Source organism: Streptomyces sp. NPDC002446 (assembly GCF_053595675.1).
Genome location: NZ_JBSFYC010000018.1, coordinates 20,740 through 44,976, shown reverse-complemented (window position 1 = coordinate 44,976; position 24,237 = coordinate 20,740). Strand labels below are relative to the sequence as shown.

The 24,237-nt window shown below is 71.6% G+C and carries 21 protein-coding genes; 12 read left to right on the top strand and 9 right to left on the bottom strand.

All coding sequences use genetic code 11. The features are described from left to right. The first annotated feature begins 160 nt into the window (after positions 1 to 160). Positions 161 to 3,724, top strand: a complete 3,564-nt coding sequence (gene mfd, locus ACWD6P_RS13335; RefSeq protein WP_451444185.1) for a transcription-repair coupling factor — start codon at positions 161 to 163, stop codon at positions 3,722 to 3,724. Between the two features lie 37 nt (positions 3,725 to 3,761). Here mfd and ACWD6P_RS13330 read toward each other — a convergent pair whose 3' ends face one another. Both ACWD6P_RS13330 and ACWD6P_RS13325 read right to left on the bottom strand, forming a co-directional pair. After that, on the bottom strand, positions 3,762 to 5,288 hold the full coding sequence (locus ACWD6P_RS13330) for a DUF2079 domain-containing protein (RefSeq protein WP_451444184.1): 1,527 nt from the start codon (positions 5,286 to 5,288) through the stop codon (positions 3,762 to 3,764). 211 nt (positions 5,289 to 5,499) lie between these two features. After that, complete coding sequence (locus tag ACWD6P_RS13325) at positions 5,500 to 6,273, bottom strand: DUF4190 domain-containing protein (RefSeq protein ID WP_451444183.1); 774 nt, start codon at positions 6,271 to 6,273, stop codon at positions 5,500 to 5,502. Between the two features lie 207 nt (positions 6,274 to 6,480). Between ACWD6P_RS13325 and ACWD6P_RS13320 the strand changes: the two genes are divergently transcribed. The 3 genes from ACWD6P_RS13320 (at position 6,481) to ACWD6P_RS13310 (ending at position 11,280) form a co-directional block, all read left to right on the top strand. After that, positions 6,481 to 8,646, top strand: a complete 2,166-nt coding sequence (locus ACWD6P_RS13320) for an N-6 DNA methylase (protein ID WP_451444182.1) — start codon at positions 6,481 to 6,483, stop codon at positions 8,644 to 8,646. 211 nt (positions 8,647 to 8,857) lie between these two features. After that, positions 8,858 to 9,538 carry a hypothetical protein gene (locus ACWD6P_RS13315; RefSeq protein WP_451444181.1) on the top strand — a complete coding sequence of 227 codons (681 nt, stop codon included), beginning with the start codon at positions 8,858 to 8,860 and terminating at the stop codon, positions 9,536 to 9,538. Then, positions 9,535 to 11,280 (top strand): protein kinase domain-containing protein, encoded by a 1,746-nt coding sequence (locus tag ACWD6P_RS13310; RefSeq protein ID WP_451444180.1) that lies wholly within the window; start codon positions 9,535 to 9,537, stop codon positions 11,278 to 11,280. The genes ACWD6P_RS13315 and ACWD6P_RS13310 overlap by 4 nt, the downstream gene beginning before the upstream one ends. A gap of 72 nt (positions 11,281 to 11,352) precedes the next feature. Here ACWD6P_RS13310 and ACWD6P_RS13305 read toward each other — a convergent pair whose 3' ends face one another. The 3 genes from ACWD6P_RS13305 to ACWD6P_RS13295 form a co-directional block, all read right to left on the bottom strand. Further along, entirely contained in the window at positions 11,353 to 11,529 is a 177-nt protein-coding gene (locus ACWD6P_RS13305; RefSeq protein WP_451444179.1) for a hypothetical protein, read from the bottom strand. A 219-nt stretch (positions 11,530 to 11,748) separates the two neighbouring features. Continuing rightward, complete coding sequence (locus ACWD6P_RS13300) at positions 11,749 to 11,937, bottom strand: hypothetical protein (RefSeq protein WP_451444178.1); 189 nt, start codon at positions 11,935 to 11,937, stop codon at positions 11,749 to 11,751. Next, a complete protein-coding gene (locus tag ACWD6P_RS13295; protein WP_451444177.1) occupies positions 11,937 to 12,341 on the bottom strand; it encodes a hypothetical protein in 405 nt (134 codons plus the stop codon). The genes ACWD6P_RS13300 and ACWD6P_RS13295 overlap by 1 nt, the downstream gene beginning before the upstream one ends. A 100-nt stretch (positions 12,342 to 12,441) precedes the next feature. Here ACWD6P_RS13295 and ACWD6P_RS13290 point away from each other — a divergent pair, with 100 nt between their 5' ends. From ACWD6P_RS13290 to ACWD6P_RS13280, 3 genes are all read left to right on the top strand, one after another. Then, complete coding sequence (locus tag ACWD6P_RS13290) at positions 12,442 to 13,266, top strand: helix-turn-helix domain-containing protein (RefSeq protein WP_451444176.1); 825 nt, start codon at positions 12,442 to 12,444, stop codon at positions 13,264 to 13,266. After that, positions 13,253 to 13,477, top strand: a complete 225-nt coding sequence (locus tag ACWD6P_RS13285; RefSeq protein WP_451444175.1) for a DUF397 domain-containing protein — start codon at positions 13,253 to 13,255, stop codon at positions 13,475 to 13,477. Before ACWD6P_RS13290 ends, ACWD6P_RS13285 begins: the two co-directional genes overlap by 14 nt. Positions 13,478 to 13,722: 245 nt before the next feature. Then, entirely contained in the window at positions 13,723 to 15,063 is a 1,341-nt protein-coding gene (locus ACWD6P_RS13280) for a tetratricopeptide repeat protein (RefSeq protein ID WP_451444174.1), read from the top strand. Positions 15,064 to 15,215: 152 nt separating this feature from the next. Here the strand turns inward: ACWD6P_RS13280 and ACWD6P_RS13275 are convergent, their stop codons facing one another. Then, on the bottom strand, positions 15,216 to 15,794 hold the full coding sequence (locus ACWD6P_RS13275) for a chloramphenicol phosphotransferase CPT family protein (RefSeq protein WP_451444173.1): 579 nt from the start codon (positions 15,792 to 15,794) through the stop codon (positions 15,216 to 15,218). 240 nt (positions 15,795 to 16,034) lie between these two features. Between ACWD6P_RS13275 and ACWD6P_RS13270 the strand changes: the two genes are divergently transcribed. Further along, positions 16,035 to 17,294: an IS701 family transposase gene (locus ACWD6P_RS13270; protein WP_451444246.1), complete on the top strand. Its 1,260-nt coding sequence runs from the start codon at positions 16,035 to 16,037 to the stop codon at positions 17,292 to 17,294. Positions 17,295 to 17,331: 37 nt separating this feature from the next. Here the strand turns inward: ACWD6P_RS13270 and ACWD6P_RS13265 are convergent, their stop codons facing one another. Continuing rightward, positions 17,332 to 17,592 carry a hypothetical protein gene (locus ACWD6P_RS13265; protein ID WP_451444172.1) on the bottom strand — a complete coding sequence of 87 codons (261 nt, stop codon included), beginning with the start codon at positions 17,590 to 17,592 and terminating at the stop codon, positions 17,332 to 17,334. Between the two features lie 79 nt (positions 17,593 to 17,671). Further along, positions 17,672 to 18,364: a hypothetical protein gene (locus ACWD6P_RS13260; RefSeq protein ID WP_451444171.1), complete on the bottom strand. Its 693-nt coding sequence runs from the start codon at positions 18,362 to 18,364 to the stop codon at positions 17,672 to 17,674. A gap of 385 nt (positions 18,365 to 18,749) precedes the next feature. Here ACWD6P_RS13260 and ACWD6P_RS13255 point away from each other — a divergent pair, with 385 nt between their 5' ends. Both ACWD6P_RS13255 and ACWD6P_RS13250 read left to right on the top strand, forming a co-directional pair. Further along, entirely contained in the window at positions 18,750 to 19,388 is a 639-nt protein-coding gene (locus ACWD6P_RS13255) for a SurA N-terminal domain-containing protein (RefSeq protein WP_451444170.1), read from the top strand. A gap of 79 nt (positions 19,389 to 19,467) precedes the next feature. Further along, positions 19,468 to 20,481 (top strand): nucleoside triphosphate pyrophosphohydrolase, encoded by a 1,014-nt coding sequence (locus tag ACWD6P_RS13250; RefSeq protein WP_451444169.1) that lies wholly within the window; start codon positions 19,468 to 19,470, stop codon positions 20,479 to 20,481. 36 nt (positions 20,482 to 20,517) lie between these two features. Here ACWD6P_RS13250 and ACWD6P_RS13245 read toward each other — a convergent pair whose 3' ends face one another. After that, positions 20,518 to 21,783, bottom strand: coding sequence for an MFS transporter (locus ACWD6P_RS13245; protein ID WP_451444168.1), 1,266 nt, complete (start codon positions 21,781 to 21,783; stop codon positions 20,518 to 20,520). A 141-nt stretch (positions 21,784 to 21,924) separates the two neighbouring features. Here ACWD6P_RS13245 and ACWD6P_RS13240 point away from each other — a divergent pair, with 141 nt between their 5' ends. Both ACWD6P_RS13240 and ACWD6P_RS13235 read left to right on the top strand, forming a co-directional pair. Further along, positions 21,925 to 22,800 (top strand): LysR family transcriptional regulator, encoded by an 876-nt coding sequence (locus ACWD6P_RS13240; RefSeq protein WP_451444167.1) that lies wholly within the window; start codon positions 21,925 to 21,927, stop codon positions 22,798 to 22,800. Between the two features lie 146 nt (positions 22,801 to 22,946). Beyond that, positions 22,947 to 24,221: a cytochrome P450 family protein gene (locus ACWD6P_RS13235; RefSeq protein WP_451444245.1), complete on the top strand. Its 1,275-nt coding sequence runs from the start codon at positions 22,947 to 22,949 to the stop codon at positions 24,219 to 24,221. Positions 24,222 to 24,237: the final 16 nt, after the last annotated feature.

The window sequence follows — 24,237 nt, the reverse complement described above, 5'->3', positions numbered from 1 at the left end:
CTCCCAGAAGGCGGACGCCCCGCCGCGCGGGGCCGCCGCCGGGCCGCTGCCGCTCGGTCGGCGGGTTGTCGGTGCTCGGGCGTATCGTGGGCAGCCCCGCCCGTGCGATGCCGCGGGCCGTTCGCGTTGATCGCCTCGCTTGCTGGGACGGAACCTTTTCATGAGCCTGACTGGTCTGCTCGACGCCGTCGTACGGGACCCGGCGCTCGCCGAAGCGGTGCAGGCCGCGTCCGACGGACACCGCCCGCACGTGGATCTGGTGGGGCCGCCGGCCGCCCGCCCGTTCGTGGTGGCCGCGCTCGCCCGCGAGTCCAAGCGCACCGTGCTGGCCGTGACCGCCACCGGCCGGGAGGCCGAGGACCTCGCCGCCGCGGTGCGCAGCCTGATGCCCGCCGGCCAGGCCCACTCGGTCGTCGAGTACCCGTCCTGGGAGACGCTGCCGCACGAGCGGCTCTCCCCGCGCTCCGACACCGTCGGCCGGCGCCTGGCGGTGCTGCGCCGGCTCGCCCACCCGCGCCAGGACGACCCGAGTGCCGGCCCGGTCTCCGTCGTCGTCGCCCCGATCCGCTCGGTGCTCCAGCCGCAGGTCAAGGGCCTGGGCGACCTGGAGCCGGTCAGTTTGCGCACGGGCCAGACCGCCGATCTCGAAGAGGTCGTCGACGGTCTGGCGGCGGCCGCCTACGCCCGCGTCGAACTGGTCGAGAAGCGCGGCGAGTTCGCCGTCCGCGGCGGCATCCTGGACGTCTTCCCGCCCACCGAGGAGCACCCGCTGCGGGTCGAGTTCTGGGGCGACGACGTCGAGGAGATCCGCTACTTCAAGGTCGCCGACCAGCGCTCGCTGGAGGTCGCCGAGCACGGCCTGTGGGCGCCGCCGTGCCGTGAGCTGCTGCTGACCGAGGACGTCCGCACCCGGGCCGCCGCGCTCGCCGAGCAGCACCCGGAGCTGGGCGAACTGCTCGGCAAGATCGCCGAGGGCATCGCCGTGGAGGGCATGGAGTCGCTGGCTCCCGTCCTGGTCGACGACATGGAGCTGGTGCTGGACGTCCTGCCCGAGGGCTCCATGGCCGTGGTGTGCGACCCGGAGCGGGTGCGCACCCGGGCCGCCGACCTGGTGGCCACCAGCCAGGAGTTCCTCCAGGCGTCCTGGGCGGCCAGCGCCGGGGGCGGCGAGGCGCCGATCGACGTCGGCGCGGCGTCCCTGTGGGGCATCGCGGACGTCCGCGACCGGGCCCGTGAGCTGGGGATGATGTGGTGGTCGGTCACGCCGTTCGCCGCTGGCGGCGGCGAGCTCGGTGCGGCCGACGAGACGCTCGACGACGACACCCTCAAGCTCGGGATGCACGCCCCCGAGACCTACCGCGGCGACACCCAGCGGGCGCTCGCCGACACCAAGCAGTGGCTGGCCGACGGCTGGCGGACGGTCTATGTCACCGAGGCGCACGGCCCGGCGGCCCGCACCGTCGAGGTCCTCGGCGGCGAGGGCATCGCCGCCCGCCTCGACGCGGACCTCCCCGAGATCACTCCCTCGGTCGTCCATGTCGCCTGCGGCTCCCTCGACAACGGCTTCCTCGATCCGTCGCTCAGGCTCGCCGTGCTCACCGAGACCGACCTGTCCGGGCAGAAGGCGGCCGGCAAGGACGCGGCCCGGATGCCGGCCCGCCGCCGCAAGACCATCGACCCGCTCACGCTCCAGGCCGGCGACTTCATCGTCCACGAGCAGCACGGTGTGGGCCGCTACATCGAGATGGTGCAGCGCACGGTCCAGGGCGCCACCCGTGAGTACCTCCTCGTCGAGTACGCCCCCGCCAAGCGCGGCCAGCCCGGTGACCGCCTCTACATCCCCACCGACCAGCTGGAGCAGGTCACCAAGTACGTGGGCGGCGAGGCCCCGACACTGCACCGCCTGGGCGGCGCCGACTGGACCAAGACCAAGGCGCGCGCCAAGAAGGCCGTCAAGGAGATCGCCGCCGACCTCATCAAGCTCTACTCCGCCCGGATGGCGGCCCCCGGCCACACCTTCGGCCCGGACACCCCCTGGCAGCGGGAGCTGGAGGACGCCTTCCCGTACGCGGAGACCCCCGACCAGCTCACGACCATCGCCGAGGTCAAGGAGGACATGGAGAAGTCGGTCCCGATGGACCGGCTGATCTGCGGCGACGTCGGCTACGGCAAGACCGAGATCGCGGTCCGCGCCGCCTTCAAGGCCGTCCAGGACGGCAAGCAGGTGGCCGTTCTGGTCCCGACCACCCTGCTGGTCCAGCAGCACCACGGCACGTTCACCGAGCGCTACGGCCAGTTCCCGGTCAACGTCCGGGCGCTGTCCCGCTTCCAGACCGACACCGAGGCCAAGGCCGTCCTGGAAGGGCTGCGCGACGGCTCCGTCGACCTGGTCATCGGCACCCACCGCCTGTTCTCCTCCGAGACCAAGTTCAAGGACCTGGGTCTGGTCATCGTCGACGAGGAGCAGCGCTTCGGCGTCGAGCACAAGGAGCAGCTGAAGAAGCTCCGCGCCAATGTGGACGTCCTGACGATGTCCGCGACGCCCATCCCCCGCACCCTGGAGATGGCGGTCACCGGCATCCGCGAGATGTCGACGATCACCACCCCGCCGGAGGAGCGCCACCCGGTCCTGACCTTCGTCGGCCCGTACGAGCAGAAGCAGATCGGTGCCGCCATCCGGCGTGAACTGCTGCGCGAGGGCCAGGTCTTCTACATCCACAACCGCGTGGAGTCCATCGACCGGGCCGCCGCCCGCCTGCGCGAGATCGTCCCCGAGGCCCGGATCCAGACCGCCCACGGCCAGATGGGCGAGTCGCAGCTGGAGCAGGTCGTCGTCGACTTCTGGGAGAAGAAGTTCGACGTCCTGGTCTCGACCACGATCGTCGAGTCCGGCATCGACATCTCCAACGCCAACACCCTGATCGTCGAGCGCGGCGACAACTTCGGCCTCTCCCAGCTCCACCAGCTGCGCGGCCGGGTGGGCCGCGGCCGCGAACGCGGCTACGCCTACTTCCTCTACCCGCCGGAGAAGCCGCTGACCGAGACCGCCCACGAGCGCCTCGCGACGATCGCCCAGCACACCGAGATGGGCGCGGGCATGTACGTGGCCATGAAGGACCTGGAGATCCGCGGCGCGGGCAATCTGCTGGGCGGCGAGCAGTCCGGCCATATCGCGGGCGTCGGCTTCGACCTGTACGTACGGATGGTGGGCGAGGCCGTCGCCGACTACCGGGCGTCCCTGGAGGGCGGGGCGGAGGAGGAGCCGCCGCTGGAGGTCAAGATCGAGCTGCCGGTGGACGCGCATGTCCCGCACGACTACGCGCCCGGCGAGCGGCTGCGCCTGCAGGCCTACCGCGCCATCGCCTCCGCCGCCTCGGAGGAGGACATCGCGGCCGTCCGCGAGGAGCTGACCGACCGCTACGGCAAGCTGCCCGAGCCCGTCGAGAACCTGCTCCTGGTCGCCGGTCTGCGGATGCTCGCCCGCGCCTGCGGCGTCAGCGACATCACCCTGCAGGGCGCGAATGTGCGCTTCGGCCCGGTGGAGCTGCGCGAGTCCCAGGAGCTGCGCCTCAAGCGCCTCTACCCCCGTACGGTCCTCAAGCCGGCCACCCGCCAGATCCTGGTGCCGCGCCCGACCACCGGCAAGATCGGCGGCAAGCCCCTGGTCGGCCGCGAACTGCTGGCCTGGGTGGGGGAGTTCCTGACCACGGTGCTGGGTTCGTAGGGCGGCGGCCCCGGCCTGCCGCGCCCGCGGCAGGCCGTCAGCGGGCCGAGGTCCGGTGCAGCACGACGATGTCCGCGGCGGCGCCGAGGACGACGTAGGTGGAGGTGCGGTGGCGGGCGGCGGCGTCGGCGAGCGCCTGCCGCGGGGTGCGCTCGTCGCGGAGCTGGACGGCGACGTAGTCGGGTGCCAGGCCGTCCGTGTCGCCGGTCCAGAAGACCCGGGTGCGGCTGGTCAGCCGGCTCAGCGGGCGGATGTCGGACTCGACGGTCGCGCCGTCGGGTATGCGCTCCAGCAGCCGCTCGGCGGCGGTGACCGACGCCGGTGTGCGGTAGGTGGCGGGCTCGGTGAGGCGGGCCAGCGGGAGCGTGGTGCTCAGCGCGAGGGCGGCGGCCAGTACGGCGGCCGGCAGATGGTGGGCGTAGGCGCGCAGCCAGGGGCGGGCGGAGACGCGGGCCCGCGGCAGGGCGTCGACCAGCGCGAGGAAGACCACCGGCATCAGGACGGCGTTGTAGTGCCAGTCGATGCCCCAGTAGTGCGGTTCGTGGGACAGGAACCGCCAGCCGAGGGTGGGCAGCGCGACCAGCAGGAGCGGGGAGCGCACGGCGAGCAGGCCGGTGGTGGGCAGCAGGACCCACAGCGTGGTGCGCACGGCGGTGTCGAGGGGGATGGTGGCGCCGGCGCCGTCGGCCCCGAACTTGCTCCAGTAGTCGTATGAGCCGGAGCCGTTGAAGGACGGGATCAGCACGCCGAGGGTGAGCGCGGTGGCGGTGAGGCCGAAGGCGACCAGCGCGATGGGCAGCGGACTGGCGCGGCGGGTGCGCAGCAGCGCGAGGGCGCCGATGGTGGCGGCGGTGACCCCCAGGTCCTCCTTGACCAGCACCAGGGGCGCGGCCCAGCAGACCGCGGCGGTCCAGCGTCCGCGCAGTACCGCTTCGAGGGCGAAGGCGATCAGCGGCAGTGCGAAGGCGATCTCGTGGAAGTCGAAGTCGACGGCCTTCTGCACGCCCCAGGACATGCCGTACGCGAGGCCGACGGCCAGGCCCGGCAGGCGGCCCAGGTGGCGGGCGGCAGCGCGAGTGACCGGGATCGCGGAGAGCGCGAACAGGGCGGCCTGGGCGATCAGCAGCGTCAGGGGGGAGGGGAAGAGCCGGTAGAGGGGGGCGAGGACGATCAGGACGGGGCTGAAGTGGTCGCCCAGGATGTTGGTGCCGGGGCCCTTGAGGTCGACGATCGGGGCCTGGAAGTGGGCGTAGCCGCGGATGGCCTGTTCGAAGATGCCCAGGTCCCAGGAGGAGCCGGCCATGCCGCTGAAGCGGCACAGGGAGAGCACGGCGAAGCAGAGGAAGAAGAACGCGGCCGTCCAGTAGGGGTCCCAGCGCGGTGCGCGCAGGGGGGCGGTGCCGTCGCGAAGGCGGTGGGCGGCGCGGCGCAGGGGGCCGCGGGCGCCCGGGGGTATGGGGGCGGTCGCAGCCTGCCCGCCGTTCCGGGGTGGCGGCACGGCCGCGCCGCTCTCCGCCGGGGCCGGTCCGGGGCCGCCCCCGGCCGTTGCTGCGGCCGTGTCCATGGGGTCCTCACTCACTCTCAACTGCCGGAAAGATACTCGCACCGGCGGTGCGGGCCGCCGGGCGGTGGGCGCACCGGGTGCCGGCCGGGGCAGTGGGTGAGACGGTGCTGGGGTGCCGCCCGTTCCCGGCGCCGGACGGCCGCCGGCCCGGCACCGCGGGTGTGCGGTGCCGGGCCGGCGGGAGTGCCGAGCGGGGAGGGGAGCCCGTGCCTCAGAGGGCCAGCTTCCAGTTCGCGGGGTCGAGCAGCAGGTCCGGGGTGATCTTGATGGAGAGCTCCTTGGCGGACGGCGGTGCGTCGAAGACCATCTCCACGCTGTCGGACTCGTTGGGGTCGAGCGTCTTCTCCCAGTCGTGGTGGAGGATGCCGTGCTTGTCGTCGGCGACCTCCTCGGCCTTCTTGCCGTCGGCCTCCGCGTCGGTCGTCATGAGCGGGTTGGTGGCCGCCTTGTCGCCGGTGTTCTTGAGCGTGACGGTGACCTTGTACGCCTTGTTGCCCTCGGTGTGGCCGCTGATCAGGGTGTTCTTGTCGACGGTGAACGGGGTCGGCTTCGAGACCGTCACCTCCAGGCCGTTGTTGTACTTCGCGGCCTGACCCGCGCCGAGGTCCTTGATGTTGCTGCTGCTGCCCGACTGCTTGTCGAACTCCTTGTTCACCTCGTCGACGGCCTTGTTGACCGCCAGCACGGTGACGATGACTCCGACGACCGCGAGGACGATCGCGAGGACGCCGGTGATCGTGCCGGTGACCGCCACGCCCTTGTTGGTGGCCTGGCCCTTCTTGACCCGGCTCATGCCGACCAGGCCGAAGATCAGGGCCAGCAGGCCGAGCGGCCCGGCCAGCCAGAACAGGATCATCGGGATACCGCTGAGCGTGCCGATGATGCCGAGGATCAGGGCGGCGATGCCGAGCCCGTTGCGGGGCGCCTGGTGGGCGTGGCCGGCCGGGCCCTGGGGGGTGGGCTGGTAGTGCATCTGCTGAGACATGCGAAGGGGCCCCTTCCGGGCACTCGATGCGAATTCCGCTGAAGCGATGGGTCAATAAGAACAGAGGCTGTGAACCGAGTCAACATGAAGGAGTGTGAATGGTTTGTTCACGCTGTGAAGGGGGAGGTTGATCGAAGGTAGGTATGCTTGCCGACACAGGGTCGGGGTCATGGGAGGTCGGGGGTCACGCGGATGGGAGTCAGCCAGGTGCCGGACAACGCATCACCGGACAACGCGACGGACACCAGGAAGGACGCCCGTCCCACCGAGGTGACCGCCGCCGGCATCGCCCGGCTCGCCGGCGTCGGCCGCGCCGCGGTCAGCAACTGGCGGCGCCGCCACGCGGACTTCCCCAAGCCCGTCGGCGGCACCGAGACCAGCCCCGCCTTCGCCCTCCGCGACATCGAGCAGTGGCTGCGCGACCAGGGCAAACTCGCCGAGGTGCCGCTGCGTGAGCGGGTCTGGCAGCAGCTCGTCGGACACCCGGCCGGCGCCGCGGCCGCACTGCGGCAGGCCGGCGCCGTACTGCTGCTGGCCCGCGACCGCCCCTCGGCCTGGCAGCAGCTGCGGGCCGCCACCGACGACGCCGAACTGACCGGCGTACTGCCCGCGATGCTCGCCTCCGTCCTGACCGCCCGGCTCGGCGCCGAGCACCCCGTACACGGGCTGACCCGCGAGGCGCTCGCCCCCTCCGCCGCGCTCGTGCGGGCCACCGGCGACCTCGCCGCCGCCGACGGCGCCCCCGAGGCGTACGCCTTCCTGCTCGGCCGCCACCTGGACGCCAACCCCCGGCAGTACACCCTGACCCCGCCCGGACCGGCCGCGCTGATGGCCGAACTGGCCGCCCTGGCCGGCCCGTTGCGCACCGTCCTCGACCCGGCCTGCGGCGCCGGCGCGCTGCTGACCGCCGCCCGGGAACGGGCCGGGGAGAACACCGACGACCCCGACGGCGCCCCCGTCACCCTCCACGGCCAGGAGACCGACCCCGACCTCGCCGCGCTCACCGCGCTCCGCCTCGCCCTGAACGCCCCCGGCGCCCAGGTCCGGGTACGGGCCGCCGACACCCTGCGCGCCGACGCCTTCCCCCAGCTCGCCGCCGACGCCGTACTCGTCCACCCGCCGTTCAACGAACGCAACTGGGGCCACGACGAACTCGCCTACGACCCCCGCTGGGAGTACGGCTTCCCGGCCCGCACCGAGTCCGAACTGGCCTGGGTCCAGCACGCCCTGGCCCGGCTGCGGGAAGGCGGCACCGCCGTCCTGCTCATGCCGCCCGCCGCCGCCTCCCGCCGCTCCGGCCGCCGGATCCGCGCCGACCTGCTGCGCCGCGGCGCACTGCGCGCCGTCATCGCGCTGCCCGCCGGCGCCGCCCCGCCCAACGGCGTCCCGCTGCACCTGTGGGTGCTGCGCAAGCCCGGCGGCGCCACCCCGCCCACCCCCGAGCTCCTCGTCGTCGACACCGCCGACTCGGCCACCGGCGCGGCCCCCGGCCGCGACAAGCCCGACTGGCCGAGCGTCCGCGCCACCGCCGTCGACGCCTGGCAGGCCTTCGACGGCGACGGCGGCATCGAGGAGGTGCCCGGCGTACGGCGGTCGCTGGCCGCCATCGACCTCCTCGACGACGACGTCGACCTCGCCCCGGCCCGGCACCTCCCGCCGCCCTCCGCGGCCGGCGGCCCCGCCGAACTCGCCCGGGTCCGCGACCGGCTGACCGCCACCCTCGCCCGTACGACCGAACTCACCCCGCGCCCCGGGGCCGGCGACACCCTCCCCGACCTCGCCGCCACCGCCCGCTGGCCGCTGACCACCGTCGGCGAACTCGCCCGCTCCGGCGCCCTGGTGCTGCGCGCGGGCGGCGCCGGCACCGCAACCCCCGAGCAAGCGCCCGCGGTCCTCACCGACCATGACGTCATCGGCGGCGGCGCCCCCTCCGGCACCCTCCCCGAAGCGTCCGCCTCCGGGCCGGCCGAGGAGCCGGTCCTGGTCCGCGCGGACGACGTCGTCGTCCCGGTCCTCGGTGGCGGCGCCATCGCCCGGGTCGTCGACGACGCCACCGCCGGCGCCGCCCTCGGCCGCAACCTCACCCTGCTGCGGCCCGACCCGGCCGCCGTCGACCCCTGGTTCCTCGCCGGCTTCCTGCGCGGCACCGCCAACAACCGCCAGGCCAGCAGCTACGCCTCCACCGCCACCCGGCTCGACGTCCGCCGCCTCCAGCTGCCCCGGCTGCCGCTCGCCGAACAGCGCCGCTACGGCCGGCGCTTTCGCGACCTGGCCGCCTTCGAGGAGGCGCTGCGCATGGCGTCGCGGCTGGGGGAGCAGCTGGTGCAGGGCCTGCACGACGGGCTGACGGACGGGTCGGTCAGCCCGGACTGAGCGGACGGGCCGGCCGGCCGGACGCGGGACGCACCGTCCCGGCCCGGCCACATCGGCCTGCCCATTCCGCAGAACCCCCGCGCACGCGCCCGGCGTCGTGGATACGCTCGCAGACGCGTGTGCGCACCGGCGCACCGCGCGTTCGTACGCGAGGCCGCCGCCGTGACGGTGCGGCCCGGCGGCCACGACCCGATCCGACCCAGGAGCAGTGATGCACGGCCCCGCCCCTGCCCACCAGCCGTACCGTCCGCCGGCGCGGGGAACGGTCATCGTGCTGCGGGTGGTCTTCGTGGCCGCCGCGGTGCTCAGCCTGGGACTGCTGGCCTGGGTGCCGATGCTGCGGGCCGCGATCGTGCAGCGCGGGCGGCTGGGCTGGTGGCTGTTCGCCGCCGACCTGGTGGCGATCATCGGCAGCTGCGCGCTGATCACCAGCTTCGCCGAGACGGACTGGCGCACCAACGCCGGGGTGGGGCTGCTGCTGATGCAGATCGCGGCGGCCGTGGCCTACTACCTCGTCGTCGACGCCCGCGCCCAGCGCGCCGCCGCATACGGCGCCGGCCACGCCCCCGCGGCCTACCCCGGCGCGGCGCCCGCCGCCCTGCCCTACGCGCACCCCTACGGCCCGCCGCAGCCGCCCGCCCAGGCACCGCTCCACGTCCAGGAGACCCAGCCCTACCAGGGCGTCCGCCCCGCCGGGCCCCCCAACCCGTACGCCATGACCGAGACCCGCCTGCCGTCGCCACCGGGCCCCGCCACCCCGGCGTCTCCCGCCCCACCGCCCGGCAACCCGTACGCCGCCCCCCAGGACCGGCCGCAGCCCCAGCGCATCGACCGCGTACGGGCCGAGCTCGACGAACTCAGCGACTACCTCCGCAAGGAGGAAGGACGGTGAACGGCCGGGTCATCGGCGAGCGTTACGAACTGTCCGCCCTGCTCGGACAGGGCGGCATGGGCCAGGTCTGGATCGGCTACGACCGCCGCCTGGACCGCCGGGTCGGCGTCAAACTGCTGCGCCCGGACCGGGTGGCGGGCACCCCGGACGGCGAGGAGATGCGCCGCCGCTTCGTCCGCGAATGCCGCGTCACCGCGCAGGTCGACCACCCCGGACTGGTCACCGTCCACGACGCCGGCAGCGACGACGAGGACCTCTATCTGGTCATGCAGTACGTCGAGGGCGCAGACCTCTCCGACCACCTCGCCGAGCACGACCCCTACCCGTGGCCCTGGGCGGTCTCCGTCGCCGCCCAGCTGTGCGCCGTACTGGCCTCCGTCCACGCGGTCCCGATCGTCCACCGCGACCTCAAGCCCCGCAACGTCATGATCCGCCCGGACGGCTCCCTGGTCATCCTCGACCTGGGCATCGCCTCCGCGCTGGACACCGACACCACCCGCCTCACCCACACCGGCTCCCCCATCGGCAGCCCCGCGTACATGGCGCCCGAGCAGGCGATGGGCGGAGCCGTGGGCCCCTACACCGACCTCTACGCCCTGGGGATCCTCCTCCACGAACTCCTCAGCGGAGAGGTCCCCTTCGCCGGTTCCACGGCCCTGGGCGTCCTCCACCGCCACCTCCACGAGGAGCCCGTCCCGGTGCGCAAGCTGCGCCCCGACGTCCCCGAGGCGCTCGAAGCCCTCGTCCTGCACCTGCTGCGCAAGGACCCCCAGGCCCGCCCCGCGGACGCCCAGGAGGTCTACCAGGCCCTGGCCCCCCTGCTGCCCGCCGCGACCACGGGCCCGCACGCCGCGGCAACCCCGCCCGCCCCCCTCGCCCCCATGGACCCCACCCGTCCCTTCCGCCACCCCCAGGCCCCCTGGCCCGTACGCTCCTCGGGAGCCCCCGCCCCGACCCCCACGGCCCTGTCCACCCCCCTGGCCCCGGACCGCCCCGCGCCCGCGCTCGCCGCCCCCGAGGCCGCGGGAACCCCCGGCCCCGACCGCCCGGGCCCCGACCCCCGCACCTCGGTCGCCCTGTCCTCGTCCTCCGCTCCCCGGACCCCCGGCCCCGGCGCCTGGACCTCCGCCGCGACCCCGCCGCCCCCGGCCGCCCCGCCGCCCGCCTCGTCCCCCTCACCGGGCCCGGACGTCGCGGCCGCCGTCGACGAGGTCAAGATCCTGCTCGACCAGGGCAGGATCACCCGCGCCGTGGACATCCTCGGCGGCATCCTGCCCGCCGCCGCCGAGCGCCACGGCGCCCACTCCCCGGTCGTCCGCACCCTGCGCAAGCAGTACGCCGCCACCCTCATGGACGACGGCCAGTACCGCCGCGCCCTGCCCGAACTCCGCCTCCTGGCCGAGGAGTTCGGCCAGGAATCCGGTGCGGGCGCCACCCGCCAGGCCCTCCAGTTCCACTACGAGGCCGCCCAGTGCCTCGAACAGCTCGGCGAGGTCGCCCAGGCCCTGGAGGAGTACCGCGCCCTCCTGCCGTACTTCGAGCACTACGCCGACGACCCGGTACGCCCCCTGGAAATCCGCCGCTCCATAGGCCACCTCCTCCTCGCCCAGGGCGAACGCGGCGCCGCCCAGGAAACCCTGACCCGCCTCCTCTACGACGCCGAACGCCTCCACGGCCCCCACCACCCCTTCCCGGAGGAACTCCGCCGGACGCTGTACTGGCTGGGGCAGGTACAGGGGTGAGCGGGGCGAGGATGCCCACCCCCCATCGGCCCCGCTCGCCACAGTTGGCGAGCGGGGCCGATGGTGGCGCGGCTACGGCCCGGCGAGGCGGCCGGCCTCCCGTACACAGTCCAGGCACACCCACCTGGCATGCGCTACGCGCCGGGTGCGTTCCTTGGGGTGCTTGCCGCACCAGGACGAGGCGGGGGCACGGTCGGGCAGGTCGCGCTTGATGTAGGCGCCGACGCCCGCCCAAGGTTTCTTAGCCATCGCTGCCGTCCTCATCCTGCTGGGGGCTCGGCTCGGGCTCGGCAGGCGTGATGATCTCTTGCTCGAACACGTCGTAGCCGTTGACCTCCTGGTTGTCTCCCACGGTCTCACCTCCCTTGCCCTGTCGGAAGTACGCTGTGTCGGAAGCGCAGCGAGCCCAGCAACGTCACGCACGCGCCCTCGCTCATGCCCGCGCCGCCTTGCGCACCTCGGTTGCCATCAGCGCCCCGCCTTCCGGTGGGGGTGGCGGCCGATCTCGACGTTGCAGTCGGACACCTTCGACCTGTCTCCTGCGGCGTAGGCCTCCGCGCGCTGCCCGGCCAGGGCCCTGCACACATCGCACCCGGCAACCGGCGCCGGGTCGGACGCCGGTTCCAGCAGCTGAACGGGGCGGCAGATGCGGGGCATCAGCCCATCACCTCCACACCGTGAATCCAGCGCGGCCCGGCGTCGTACCCGTGCACGGCCAGCCACAGCGCCCGCCGTCGTCCGCGCTGCAAGCGCCGTTCCCGCCGTTCCTGCCATTCCTCGGGAGTCAGAACGTAAGGGCGGATGAGGGGTGCGTCTTCATCACGTGCCGACATCAGCACCGGGCGGCTTGAGGAGATGAAGGGCGCCAATGTCGGCACCCCTCCGGTCGCTGCTGATGCGGGCGGGGCGGCGGAGCGGTGTCGGCCCGACGCGGGCAGCAGCCATCGCAACAGCAGTTCGATGAGCCTTTGGATAGGCTCGGTCATGTCGTCAACCTCCGTGGGGTTGGTGGCCACGCCCTCGGGCCGGTGCACGCCGGTCGCGAGGGTCCTGCGTTTCATCACGCTGTGTGGCGCTTCCCTCACAGAGTCGAGGCTGCTCTGGCTACGCTGCTAGTAGGGCGAGCCTGACAACGCACCTTTCAACTCGGGGAGTTAGCCCATGAAGATGGACCGCAGGCCCCGTACTCCTAGGGAGAAGTACGGGGAAGAACTGAGGCTGCGCCGTGTAGCCGCTGGCATGACGCAGGAAGAACTGAGTGAGCGCGTGGTGTGCTCGCCCACGTTGATCAGCCACTGGGAGGCAGGGCGCCGGTTGCCCAAGCCGGATGACGCTGCGCGGATCGACCAGGCGTTGGGCACGGACGGGTTCTTCGCGCGGTGGCTGGAGGATCTGGAGTCGAAGTACGCCGACCATTTCGCTGCGGCTGCCGAGTTGGAGCAACAGGCCACGCTGATCCAGCAGTTCGCGCTCGCGCTGGTCCCCGGTGTGCTTCAGACCGACGACTACGCGCGTGCCCTCTTCCGTGCATACCGGCCGAATCACACCGCCGAATCACTTGACGAGGCCGTTGTCATCCGAACAAAGCGTCGTCGGATTCTCGATGGGCCGACGCAGCCGGTCGTCTGGACACTGCTGGATGAGGCCGTACTGCGGCGCAGTGTCGGCGGCCCCTTGGTCATGGCGGAACAGCTGAGCAAGATCGCAGACATGGCGGAGGCTGGGCGGCTGCGCCTACATGTCATTCCGTACGGCGTTGGGGCGCACTCGCTCATGGAGAGTCTGCTCACGCTCATGAGCTTCGAGGACTCCGCCCCAGCGGCCTATGTCGAGGGCTTCCTGAGCGGGAATCTCATGGATGATCCGGCCCTGGTGAGCACCTGCCAGACCGCCTACGCTCTGGCCCTGAGCGACGCATTGTCGCAACAGGAGTCACTGGCCCTCGTTAGGGCGGCAGCAGAGGAACACGCGCATGGTCAGCAGTGAGCACACGGTCTCCGACTCGTCGACCCTCATCGGGTGGTACAAGTCCAGCTACAGCGGGGGTGGTCAAGGCGAATGCCTCGAAGTCTCCCGCGGCCACGCCGACGTGCCCGTACGCGACAGCAAGCGTCCAACCGGCCCGGCACTGCTCTTCCCGGCGGAGAGCTGGTCGGCGTTCGTCTCCGCCGTCAAGCGCGGGGAGCTACCTCTCTGAACTGACCGGACCTCGCCGGCACCAGCCCCTCAGTCGTACAGCCGAACCTCGCGGAAGTCGGTGAGGGCGAAGACTCGCCGACCGACTGCGGATGCTGATGGCGATGGGTCACCAGAAGGCGCTCGCGCGGCGGCCCGCACGCACTACTGGCTGGGTCCTTTGGCCGCCTCGCGCGGGAAACGTCAGCCGCAGCAGCGGCTTTTAAGAGCTTTAAGTGCGCGTACGCACCGGGGAGTTGAGGGCTCATGGGCACTCGGGAACCGAATCGGCACCTGGAACGGCTTTACCGGCAGACCGGCTGGACGCTGCGGCAGTTCGTCCAGGCCGTGAATCGTGTCGGAACCGAGCGAGGAACCCCGCTCAAGTACCGCGAGCCGTCAGCTCATCAGTGGCGCCAGGGGCACTTGCCCAAGGAGACGGTCAGACCGCTGATCCTGGAAGCCCTGGCGCGGAAGCTGGGCCGTCCCATCACCCACGCCGAGGCCGGATTCCCGACCCCTGCCAGTAGCTCGGACGGCACTCCGAGTACGGTCGAAGGGCTGATCGATCTCGGTAGGGGAGATATGGATCCCTCACGGCGTGGCGTCCTCGGTATAAGTCTCTTTTCCGTTGCGCTGGCCGTGCCCAATTGGCCAGAAGTGGTCGGTCGAATGGATGCTGCTCAGACCGGCCGGACTCAGCGCATTGGCATGCCAGAGGTCGACATGGTCATTGCGATGACCGAACGGGTGTCAGAACTCGATGACCAATTCGGAGGCCGCCATGCCCGCCCGATGGCTGCGGCTTTCCTGGTGAACACCGTAGCCCCGTATCTGCGGGCGGACGCCTCGGAATCCGTACGCAAGGCAATGATGTCGGCTGCTGCCGACTTGAGCTATCTCACCGGGTACATGGCTGTGGATGAATGCGCTCACGGCCTTGCGCAGCAGTATTACCTCAAGGCGTTGGAGCTTGCCGGAGCGGCAGAGGATCACTTGACGTACTGCACAACGCTGCGGGGGATGAGCCTTCAGGCCGTCGACCTGGGGCACGGGAGGCAAGCCATGCGGCTGGCCGACGCCGCCGCAGCCGCATCTCCGCAGGCCGGTCCGCGAATGCGCGCGTTCCTCGCCGGGCAGCAGGCGCACGCTGCCGCTCAAATCGGCGACCGCAGCACTGCATTGATGTACCTACGAGAAGCTGAAGTAGCGATGGACAAGGCTGAATCAAGGGAGAAAGCGTTCGGCTCATACGATCCGGCAGCCCTGAACTATCACACCAGTCAAGTCCGTTACGAATTGGGTGACATGCGCGGAGCCGTAGAAGCCATGCAGCAGTCGGACAAGCTGCGCTATGACGTTTACCGGAGAACGCGGGTGAAAACGCGTTCCATGCTCGCCGAACGCCAATTCTCCATCGGTCACCTGGAAGCAGCATGTGCAACATGGAACCTCGCTTTGGATGACTACCCTCTGGTCCAGTCAGGCCGGGCAGATCAACGCATGCACACCATGTTCAAGCTGATCCGCCCCCACCTCAAGAACCACGCCGCACGAGAACTCCACGAACGCGCTCGGCTCGTGACTCCCGCCTCGCTGTTGGCCTAGTACTGCAACGGTGTCTGTGCGAATGGCTGGGCAGCTCGCGGCTAGTACTCCAGCCGTAGATGTGGATCTTCATTCACAGGCTCTTGCCCGTACGGATCAGCGGGGCTCAGGTGTCGGCCACGAGGAGACCAGCACGGCCGAGTAGGCATGCCTCACGCCGTCAGCGGTTCCCGGCCGTCAGTCAGGTGGCGTCGGCGGAGGCGGGTAAAGGCGGTGGGGCTGGGGCGGTGCGGGAGAAACTCCTTGATCCGCTGCGCGCATTCACGTGGGCTTGCTGCGCTGGTGTCGCACTCCAGGTCGTAGTCACCGTGGCCGTGGACCAGGTCGTACTGGTGCGCCGCGAGGCCATGCGGGCGGTCGCCCCGGGCCAGCTCGCGGCGGGCCAGCTCGTCCAACGGGCAGTGGACACCGACGAACAGCACGTCCTCAGGCCGCAGCACCGTCAGGCAGTCGAGCAGCCGCCACGGCTCGCTCAGCACATGGTCGACCACGATGTCGTTGCCCGCCTCCGCCATGGCCGCGATCGAGCGGTGGAAGCCCATCCTGGTCCGCCGCAGCGCGGCGTCGAGCTCCTCCGCCCCGAGCTCCCGCTTACTGCGCATCGCGTTGAAGCCGTCGACCGCCATGTGGAAGAAGACGCCATCGTCCAGGACGCCCAGAAGCTCCCTGGCGATGCTCGACTTCCCCGAGCTGGAGGTGCCGTTGAGGAAAATGATCCGACCAGATGCCATATCGGCATGATCACACGTTTCCGGCGCCGCGCTCAGGAGATCTCCAGCGGACTTCGGCGACCAGCGGGATTCGCAAGAGACCCCGATCCAAACATGGAGTGTGATCGAGTCGGTGGGACCTGGTGCGGAGACGGCTGCGGCCACCGGTGATCATCGTGAGGTGTATGGACTGACGATGAAGCGGTGGCCGCAGGTCACAGCGCAGTGCCTGCCCGCTGGCGGGCGATGTTCGAGGGCCTGATGGAGCGAATCGCGGGACAATTCGGCCGGGTCGAACCCAGGCTTCGAGCCCGGCAGTTGGTGCTCGGGTTGCTGGCGGACCTGCCGCGCAAGAACTGCTGGACGATCGCCGAGCACACCGGGGACGCCACCCCCGACGGCCTGCAGCACCTGCTCGGCCGCGCCAAATGGGACGCCGACCTCGTCCGGGACGACATGCGCGCGTTCGTGCTGGAGCACCTGGCCGACGACCAGGCCGTGCTGGTGATGGACGAGACCGGCGACCTAAAGAAGGGCACCCGCACCGTCGGCGTCCAGCGCCAGCACACCGGCACCGCCGGGCGGATCGAGAACGCCCAGGTCGCCGTCTACCTCACCTACACCTCCCGCCACGGACACGCCGCCATCGATCGCGCGCTCTACCTGCCCAAGGCCTGGACGAGCGACTCGGACCGCTGCCGCCAGGCCGCTGTCCCCGACGACGTCGGCTTCGCCACCAAGCCGCAGCTCGCCCGACAGATGATCGAGCGCACCTTGGACGGGGGAGTTGCGGCCGCATGGGCGGCTGGCGACGAGGTCTATGGCGACAACCCGCACCTGCGCGCCGCCCTGGAGCGGCGGCAGCTCGGCTACGTGCTCGCGGTCTCCATCACCCACCGCGTCCCCACCCCGGTCGGTGGTCAGCGCGCCGACCACCTGGCCAAGAAGATCCCCAAGCGGGCCTGGCAGAAACTGTCCGCCGGACGCGGTGCGAAGGGCCACCGCTGGTACGACTGGGCCCAGATCGCCATCACCGCCCCCGGCCTGGCCGGCCATCAGCACCTGTTGATCCGCCGCAACCGCCGCACCGGCGAACTCGCCTACTACCGCTGCTATGCGCCCCGCCCGGTGCCGCTGTCCACCCTCGTCAAGGTCGCCGGAAGCCGCTGGACGGTCGAGGAGACGTTCCAGAGCTCGAAGACCCTGGCCGGGTTGGACGAGCACCAGGTCCGCCGCTGGGACTCCTGGCACCGCTGGGTCACCCTGGCCCTGCTCGCCCACGCCTTCCTCGCGGTCACAGCCGCCCTCGAACGCCGCGACCAGGCCCTGGCCGACGACGGGACCAGCCCGAACGGGCTGATCCCGCTGACCTGCAATGAGATCCAGCGCCTGTTCACCGCCCTGATCGCACGGCCGACCCGCGACCTCGCCCATCGACTGTGCTGGTCCACCTGGCGCCGACGCCACCAGGCCCGCGCCCAACGCAGCCACTACCGACGCCAGGCCGCCCTTCAACCATGAAGATCACATCTACGGCTGGAGTACTAGGCGGCCCGCACTACTGGCCGGGTCCTTCGTCGGCTTCTTCTTCCAGGGCGGCCATACGGGCCTTGTATTCGGCCTGCGGGATTTGCCCGAGAACTGCGAGACGTTCCAGCTCGGCAGCCTCGGCCTCATGGGAGATCTTGCGGCTCTGTTCGGCTTGTTCTCTGCTGTACTTGACTGCCTTGGCGCGTTGCTTGGAACGGCTTCGCTGTAACTGCTCGGCGATCAGCCGTCCAGTTTCCTCGAAGTAACTGTCGTGTCTGCCCGACCACATTTCGCCCCCTCGGTTCTGATGAGAAAATCGGAAGCCGGATCCAGGATATCCTGGATCCGGCTTCCGGGCTGATTATTCGTCAGATCTTGAAGTTCTCATAGTCGATGGTGCACTTGATTGCCGTTGTGCCGGCGCCGCCGCAGCCCTTCGGGTGTGCTTGCCACACCCAGCCCGGCGTGAGGAAGTTGGCCCACATGTCGTGCTGTACATGCAGGGTCTTGGGGCGCTTCACCTTCGCCGTCACCTCGGAGATGGTGGGCGTCGGGTCGAGTGGCTGGATGACGGTGCGCTCGCCGTCGGCGATGGATTTGTTGTGGTCTTCCATGAGCCGTGCGCGGGACTCCCCGGTGAACTCCGGCCCACCGGGACCTACGGCTGCGCAGTAGAACCTGGTGCTGCCGGTGACTTCGGAGACGGTCCCGGCGCCCCACTTCCAGTCGGCGTTCCACTCGCACAGGATGGTTCTGGCCTTGAGCGGGGCACCGGTCTTGGGGTCGATCTTGGCGACCTTGGCGGTGAAGCTTCCACTGCCGCCCCGAAAACCGGCGTGTTCGGCTGCCGTGGCGGAGCCGGGAGTGCCGCTGTCGATGCCAGCGGCCTTGATGCTCTGGGCGCTCGCGGAACTGGCTGCCGGAATTGTCAGTGCCGACGTAGCGACGGTGGTGGCGACCACCATCTTGACGGTACGAGATGCGTTGAGGCGCGAAAATCCCCTGTTGGCTAACTTGCCTTTCGCTTTTCCCCGTTTCTCGTGTGGATGTTGCTTGATCATTTGTAGCAGCCCGGAAAGTCTCCGTCGAGTGAGTAACAAGGCATGGCTCAAACTGAAAGTACTTGGCCAACACGCCAGGATTTAACGCTTTTTGACGGGAAGGCAGGCGGGGGGAGTGGATTAAAAAAGATGCCGGAATTGCTGGTACCGAATGCAGGTCGAGAGCAGGCGCTGGGCGGTCACGCTCCGCCGCGCTGTGGCCGAGTACGCGGACCTGAGCCAGAACCCACCCGTGCCTGAGCCAGAACCCACCCGGCCCGCACGTCGACGGAGAAACCGACCTTCCCGCAGATCGTTGGCCGAAGCAGTGGCCTGGGCCACGACGACTCCATAGCATCGATCACTCAAGGTCGAGACTCCGTCGCACGATCTGCCGGGAGGCCAAGTGTTCCGCCGTAGGACAGCGCTCTCCGTATCCGCCACCGCCGCCCTGCTGGCGGCGACCCCGCTGCTCGCCGCCTGCGGGGGCGAGGCGCACCCGGGTGCCGCGGCCATCGTGGACGGGAAGCGGATCACCGTCGCGCAGCTGCAGGCGAAGGTGAAGGACGTACGGGCCGCGCAGGAGAAGTCGCCGCAGGGCGGGCAGCTGATCATGAACACCGGGCGGCTGAGCCTGGCCACCCTCAACGGCATGATCTTCGACGAGGTGCTGGCGCGCAGCGCGCGGGACGCCGGGGTGACGGTCACCCGGCACGACGTCCAGAAGTGGCGTGCCCGCGCCGAGAAGCGGGCCGGTGGCGCCGAGCGGCTCAAGGCGATGTGGCTCCAGCAGGGCATCGCCCCCGGCGAGGTGGACGCCATGGTCCGCAACCAGCTGCTGATGGACGGCGTGGCCGACCACCTGGGCGCGGACCGGGGCAGGCCGGAGGGGCAGCAGAAGCTGGCCCGAGAGCTGTCCAGGGCGTCGCGCGCGATGGGCATCGACGTCAATCCGCGGTTCGGGAAGTGGGACGACCAGCAGGTCATCCTGGGCGAGACCAAGGAGCCGTGGATCACGACGGGGACGGTGCGGCAGCAGGTCTGAGGACGGGCCGTACGGGGCCGGGGCCTGCGGGCACCGGCCGGCGCCGGGCGTTGTCAGTGGGGTGCGTTACGTTCGAGGCGTGAACGCTGACGCCTCTGCCGCCGACGCCGGCGCCGAAGCCCGCCCCGCGGGCAGCGGCACCGGACGCCTGGTCCTGCTCACCACCAGCCACCGGGTCGCCCCCGGGCTCCTGTCCTGGCCCGCGTGGCAGACGCTGCGCGCCGCCGAGCGGGTGCTGTGCGCCGACGCGGACCATCCGCAGCTGCCGTATCTGCGCGAGGCCGGGATAGGCGTCGAGACCGCCGCCCCGAGCGCCCGTGAGCTGGTGGACTACTGCGTGCCGGGGGACCGCACCGTCGTCGTCCTGACCTCGGCGGAGGGCGAGAGCGCGCTGACCGACGGGCTGGCGCGGCTGGCCGGCTCCGGGCGCGAGACGATGCCCGACCTGGAGCTGCTGCCCGGTTCGTACGACCTGCCCGGGGCCCGCCTGCTCGACCTCGTCCAGGTGATGGACCAGATCCGCGCCGAGTGCCCGTGGAGCAGCATCCGCACACACCAGGACCTCGCCAAGTACGGCCTGGAGGAGGCCTACGAGCTGGTCGAGGCCATCGAGGCGGGCGACCGGGTGGAGCTGAGGGAGGAGCTGGGGGACGTGCTCCTCCAGGTCGTCTTCCACGCCCGGATCGCCCAGGACGACCCGGAGGAGCCGTTCTCCATCGACGATGTGGCGGGCACGATCGTGGAGAAGCTGATCCACCGCCACCCCCATGTCTTCGGGGAGGAGGCCGCCGAGACCCCGGAGGACGTCAAGGCGCACTGGCTGCGGACGAAGGCCGAGGAGAAGCAGCGCGAGTCGGTGACGGAGGGCGTTCCGCTGGGACAGCCCGGTCTGGCGCTGGCGTCGAAGCTGGCGTCGCGGGTGCGGACGGCGGGTCTGGAGGTCGCCGTGCCGACGGGCGAGGGCATCGGCTACGAATTGCTGGCGATGGCGGTGCGGGCGGAGCAGGCGGGGGTGGACCCCGAGGCGGCGCTGCGGGCGGCGGCTCGGGCGTACCGGGACGCGGTGGTGGCCGCGGAGGGGGCGGCGAGCTGAGCACAGGCCGCCGCCGGCCCACCGGCCCGGGCCCGGTCAGCGGGTGACCGCCACCGGCGCCGGCGCGTGCTGCGGCTCCGTGCGCGTGCCGTCCGGCCGCCGGCGCCGCCGCAGCAGGTCCGCGACCCACACCGCCACGGCGGCGGCGGCCAGCCCCGCGCCCAGGACGCACACCCCGGCCCAGCCGCCCGCGCTCCACACCAGGGACGTCAGCGCGGACCCCGCCGCCCCGCCCACGAAGTAGCTGGTCATATACGCCGAGTTGAGGCGGTTGCGGGCTTCGGGGCGGACCGCGTAGACCAGGTTCTGGTTGCTGACGTGGACGGCCTGGGCGGCCAGGTCCAGCACGATCACCCCGGCGAGCAGCGCCGCCAGCGACCAGGCGCCGCCCGCGCCGCCGGCCGCCAGCAGGCCCCACGACCCCAGCAGCAGGAACGCGGCGGCGCCGGTGACCCGGTGTGCCAGGCCGCGGTCCGCCAGCCGCCCGGCCGCCGAGGCGGAGAGCGAACCGGCCGCGCCGACCAGCCCCAGCAGCCCGATGGCGGACTCCTGCCAGCCGTACGCCGGGCCGGACATCAGGAACGCCATGGCGGTCCACAGAACGGAGAAGCCCGCGAAGGACAGCGCGCCCAGCACCGCCCGCCACCGCAGCACCGGCTCCTGGGCGAACAGCGCCAGCGTCGAGCGCAGCAGCGCCGGGTAGCGCAGTCCGGCCGTGGTGCGCAGGGCGGGCAGCCGGAGCCGCAGCAGCACCGCCACCAGCAGCATCAGTGCGGCGTTGACCCAGTAGACGGTGCGCCAGCCGCCCAGTTCGGCGAGCAGCCCGGCGGCCGTACGGGCCAGCAGGATGCCCAGCAGCAGACCGGTCATGACGGTGCCGATGGTCCGGCCGCGCTCGGAGGGCGCCGCGAGGGTCGCCGCGAACGGCATGACGACCTGCGCGGCGACCGAGGCGAGGCCGGTGAGGGCGGTGCCGGTCAGCAGCAGGGCGGCGTTCGGGGCGCTAGCCGTGACGGTGAGGAACACGGCCGTCGCCGCGCACAGGATGACGGCCAGCCGGCGGCGCTCCAGCAGATCGCCCAGCGGTACCAGCAGCAGCAGGCCGAGGCCGTAGCCGGTCTGCGCGACGGTCACCACCAGCGCGGCGGTGGCGGCGGTCAGGTGGAGGTCGCGGCCGATGAGGTCCAGGAGGGGCTGGGCGAAGTAGTTGCCGGCGACGGAGAGCCCCGTGGCGACGGACATCAGCAGGAGCGTGCCGCGGCCCAGCCGCCCCGGTGGTGCTCCGTGGTCGACGGGTTCCATGCATGACCTCCCCGTATCCGCCCGCGGCCACCGTGGCGCGGGCACATCCCAGCCTGGGGCCCGGCACATCGATGAGTCCAACACATCGTTGTCATCTCATCCATCGTGAAAAGAGATCGCCGCTGACTAGGATCGGTGCGCATGGAGCTGCAGCAGATGCGCTATGTCGTCGCGGTGGCCGAGACCGGCGGCTTCACCCGGGCCGCCGAGCGCTGTCATGTGGTGCAGTCCGCGCTGAGCCATCAGATCGCCCGGCTGGAGAAGGAGCTCGGCGCGCGGCTCTTCGACCGGACGAGCCGCAGCGTGCGGCTGACCGTCGCGGGCGAGGCGTTCGTGCCCGTCGCCCGGCAGGCGCTGCAGGCGGCCGAGCGGGCCCGTGCCGAGGTGGCGGCGGCGACCGGCGAGGTGCGCGGCCGGCTGGCAGTGGGCGCCATCTCGACCGTCGCGGCCGTCGATCTCGCGCGTGAGCTGGGCGCTTTCCGCAGCCGCTGTCCGCAGGTCCGGGTCAGTCTGCAGATGGAGATGAGCGATCCGCTGATCGAGCGAGTGCGGGAGGGGACGCTGGACGTCGCCTTCGTCGGGCTGGCGCCGAGTGCGCGCACCGTCGGCGTACGGGAGAAGGAGCTGGCGCGCGGTGAGCTGGTGGCGGTGGTGCCGCCGGGGCACCCGCTGGCCGGGCGGGAGTGGACGACGCTGGCGCGGCTGGCGCGGGAGACCTTCGTGGACTTCACGGCGGGCTCGGCGGCGCGGCGGCAGCGCGACGAGGCGTTCCGGGCGGCGGGGCTGGCCTCGGAGGTGGCGTTCGAGGTGACCACGGTGGAGTTCCTGGCGAAGCTGGTGCGCGCCGGGCTGGGCATCGGGATGGTCCCCGAGGCCATCGCCTCCGAGCTGCCGGGGCTGCACATCGTGCGGGCGCGGCCGGCGCCGGAGCGCACCGAGCGGGTGGTGTGGAGCGGGCTGGGACCGTCGCCGGCGGCGGTGGCGTTCCTGGAGGGGCTGGGGGTGGAGGCGGGGTAGGCGGGCGCGGGCACCGTCGTGCGCCCACCGGTTACGGTCGGAAGGTGCACGACAAGCAGGACACCGCCTCCGACGCCACCACCCCCGCGACCGCGCCGGCCGACGCCCCGGCCGAAGGCCCGGCGGGGCCGCCCGCGGGCTGCCCCGTGGCTCCCGCCGCCCCGTCCGCGGGCCCGGCGCCCGAGCTGTTCACCTGGGAGTTCGCGGCGAACCCGTACCCGGCGTACGCCTGGCTGCGGGAGCATGCGCCGGTGTACCGGACCGCGCTGCCCAGCGGCGTCGAGGCCTGGCTGGTGACCCGCTACACCGAGGCGCGGCAGGCGCTCGCCGACGCCCGGCTGTCGAAGAACCCGGTGCACCACAGCGAGTCGGCGCACGGCAAGGGCAAGGTCGGCATCCCGGGCGAGCGCAGCGCCAACCTGATGACGCATCTGCTCAACATCGACCCGCCCGACCACACCCGGCTGCGCCGGCTGGTGTCGAAGGCGTTCACCCCGCGCCGGGTCGCGGCCTTCGCGCCGCGCGTCCAGGAGCTGACCGACCGCCTCATCGACGGCTTCGCGGGGCGCGGCGAGGCCGATCTGATCCATGAGTTCGCGTTTCCGCTGCCCATCTACGCGATCTGCGATCTGCTGGGCGTCCCGGCCGAGGACCAGGACGACTTCCGGGACTGGGCGGGGATGATGATCCGGCACGGGGGAGGCCCGCGGGGCGGGGTCGCGCGTTCCGTGAAGAAGATGCGCGGCTACCTCGCGGAGCTGATCCACCGCAAGCGCGAGCTGCTGGGGGAGGTCCCGGAGCCGGACGAGGACCTGATCTCCGGCCTGATCCGGGCCTCCGACCACGGTGAGCACCTCACCGAGAACGAGGCCGCGGCGATGGCGTTCATCCTGCTCTTCGCCGGGTTCGAGACCACCGTCAACCTCATCGGCAACGGCACCTACCAGTTGCTGCGCCACCCCGCCCAGCGCGCGCTGCTGCAGAGGTCGATCGCGGCGGGCGACGCCGAGCTGCTCACCACCGGCATCGAGGAGTTGCTCCGCTACGACGGTCCCGTGGAGCTGGCGACCTGGCGGTTCGCGACCCAGGAGCTGACGCTCGGCGGGCAGCGGATAGCCGAGGGCGACCCCGTACTGGTGGTGCTGGCCGCCGCGGACCGCGACCCGTCACGCTTTGTCGAACCGGACATGCTCGATCTGACCCGGCGTGACAACCAGCATCTGGGATACGGGCACGGCATTCACTACTGTCTGGGCGCACCGCTCGCCCGGCTCGAAGGGCAGACCGCGCTCGCCACGCTGCTCAGCCGGCTCCCGGACATCCGTTTTGCCGGGAATCCTGATGATCTGCGCTGGCGCGGCGGGCTCATCATGCGCGGACTGCGGTCGCTGCCGGTGGAGTTCACGCCCGAACGGCACTGACCAGGGACGCGAGCGA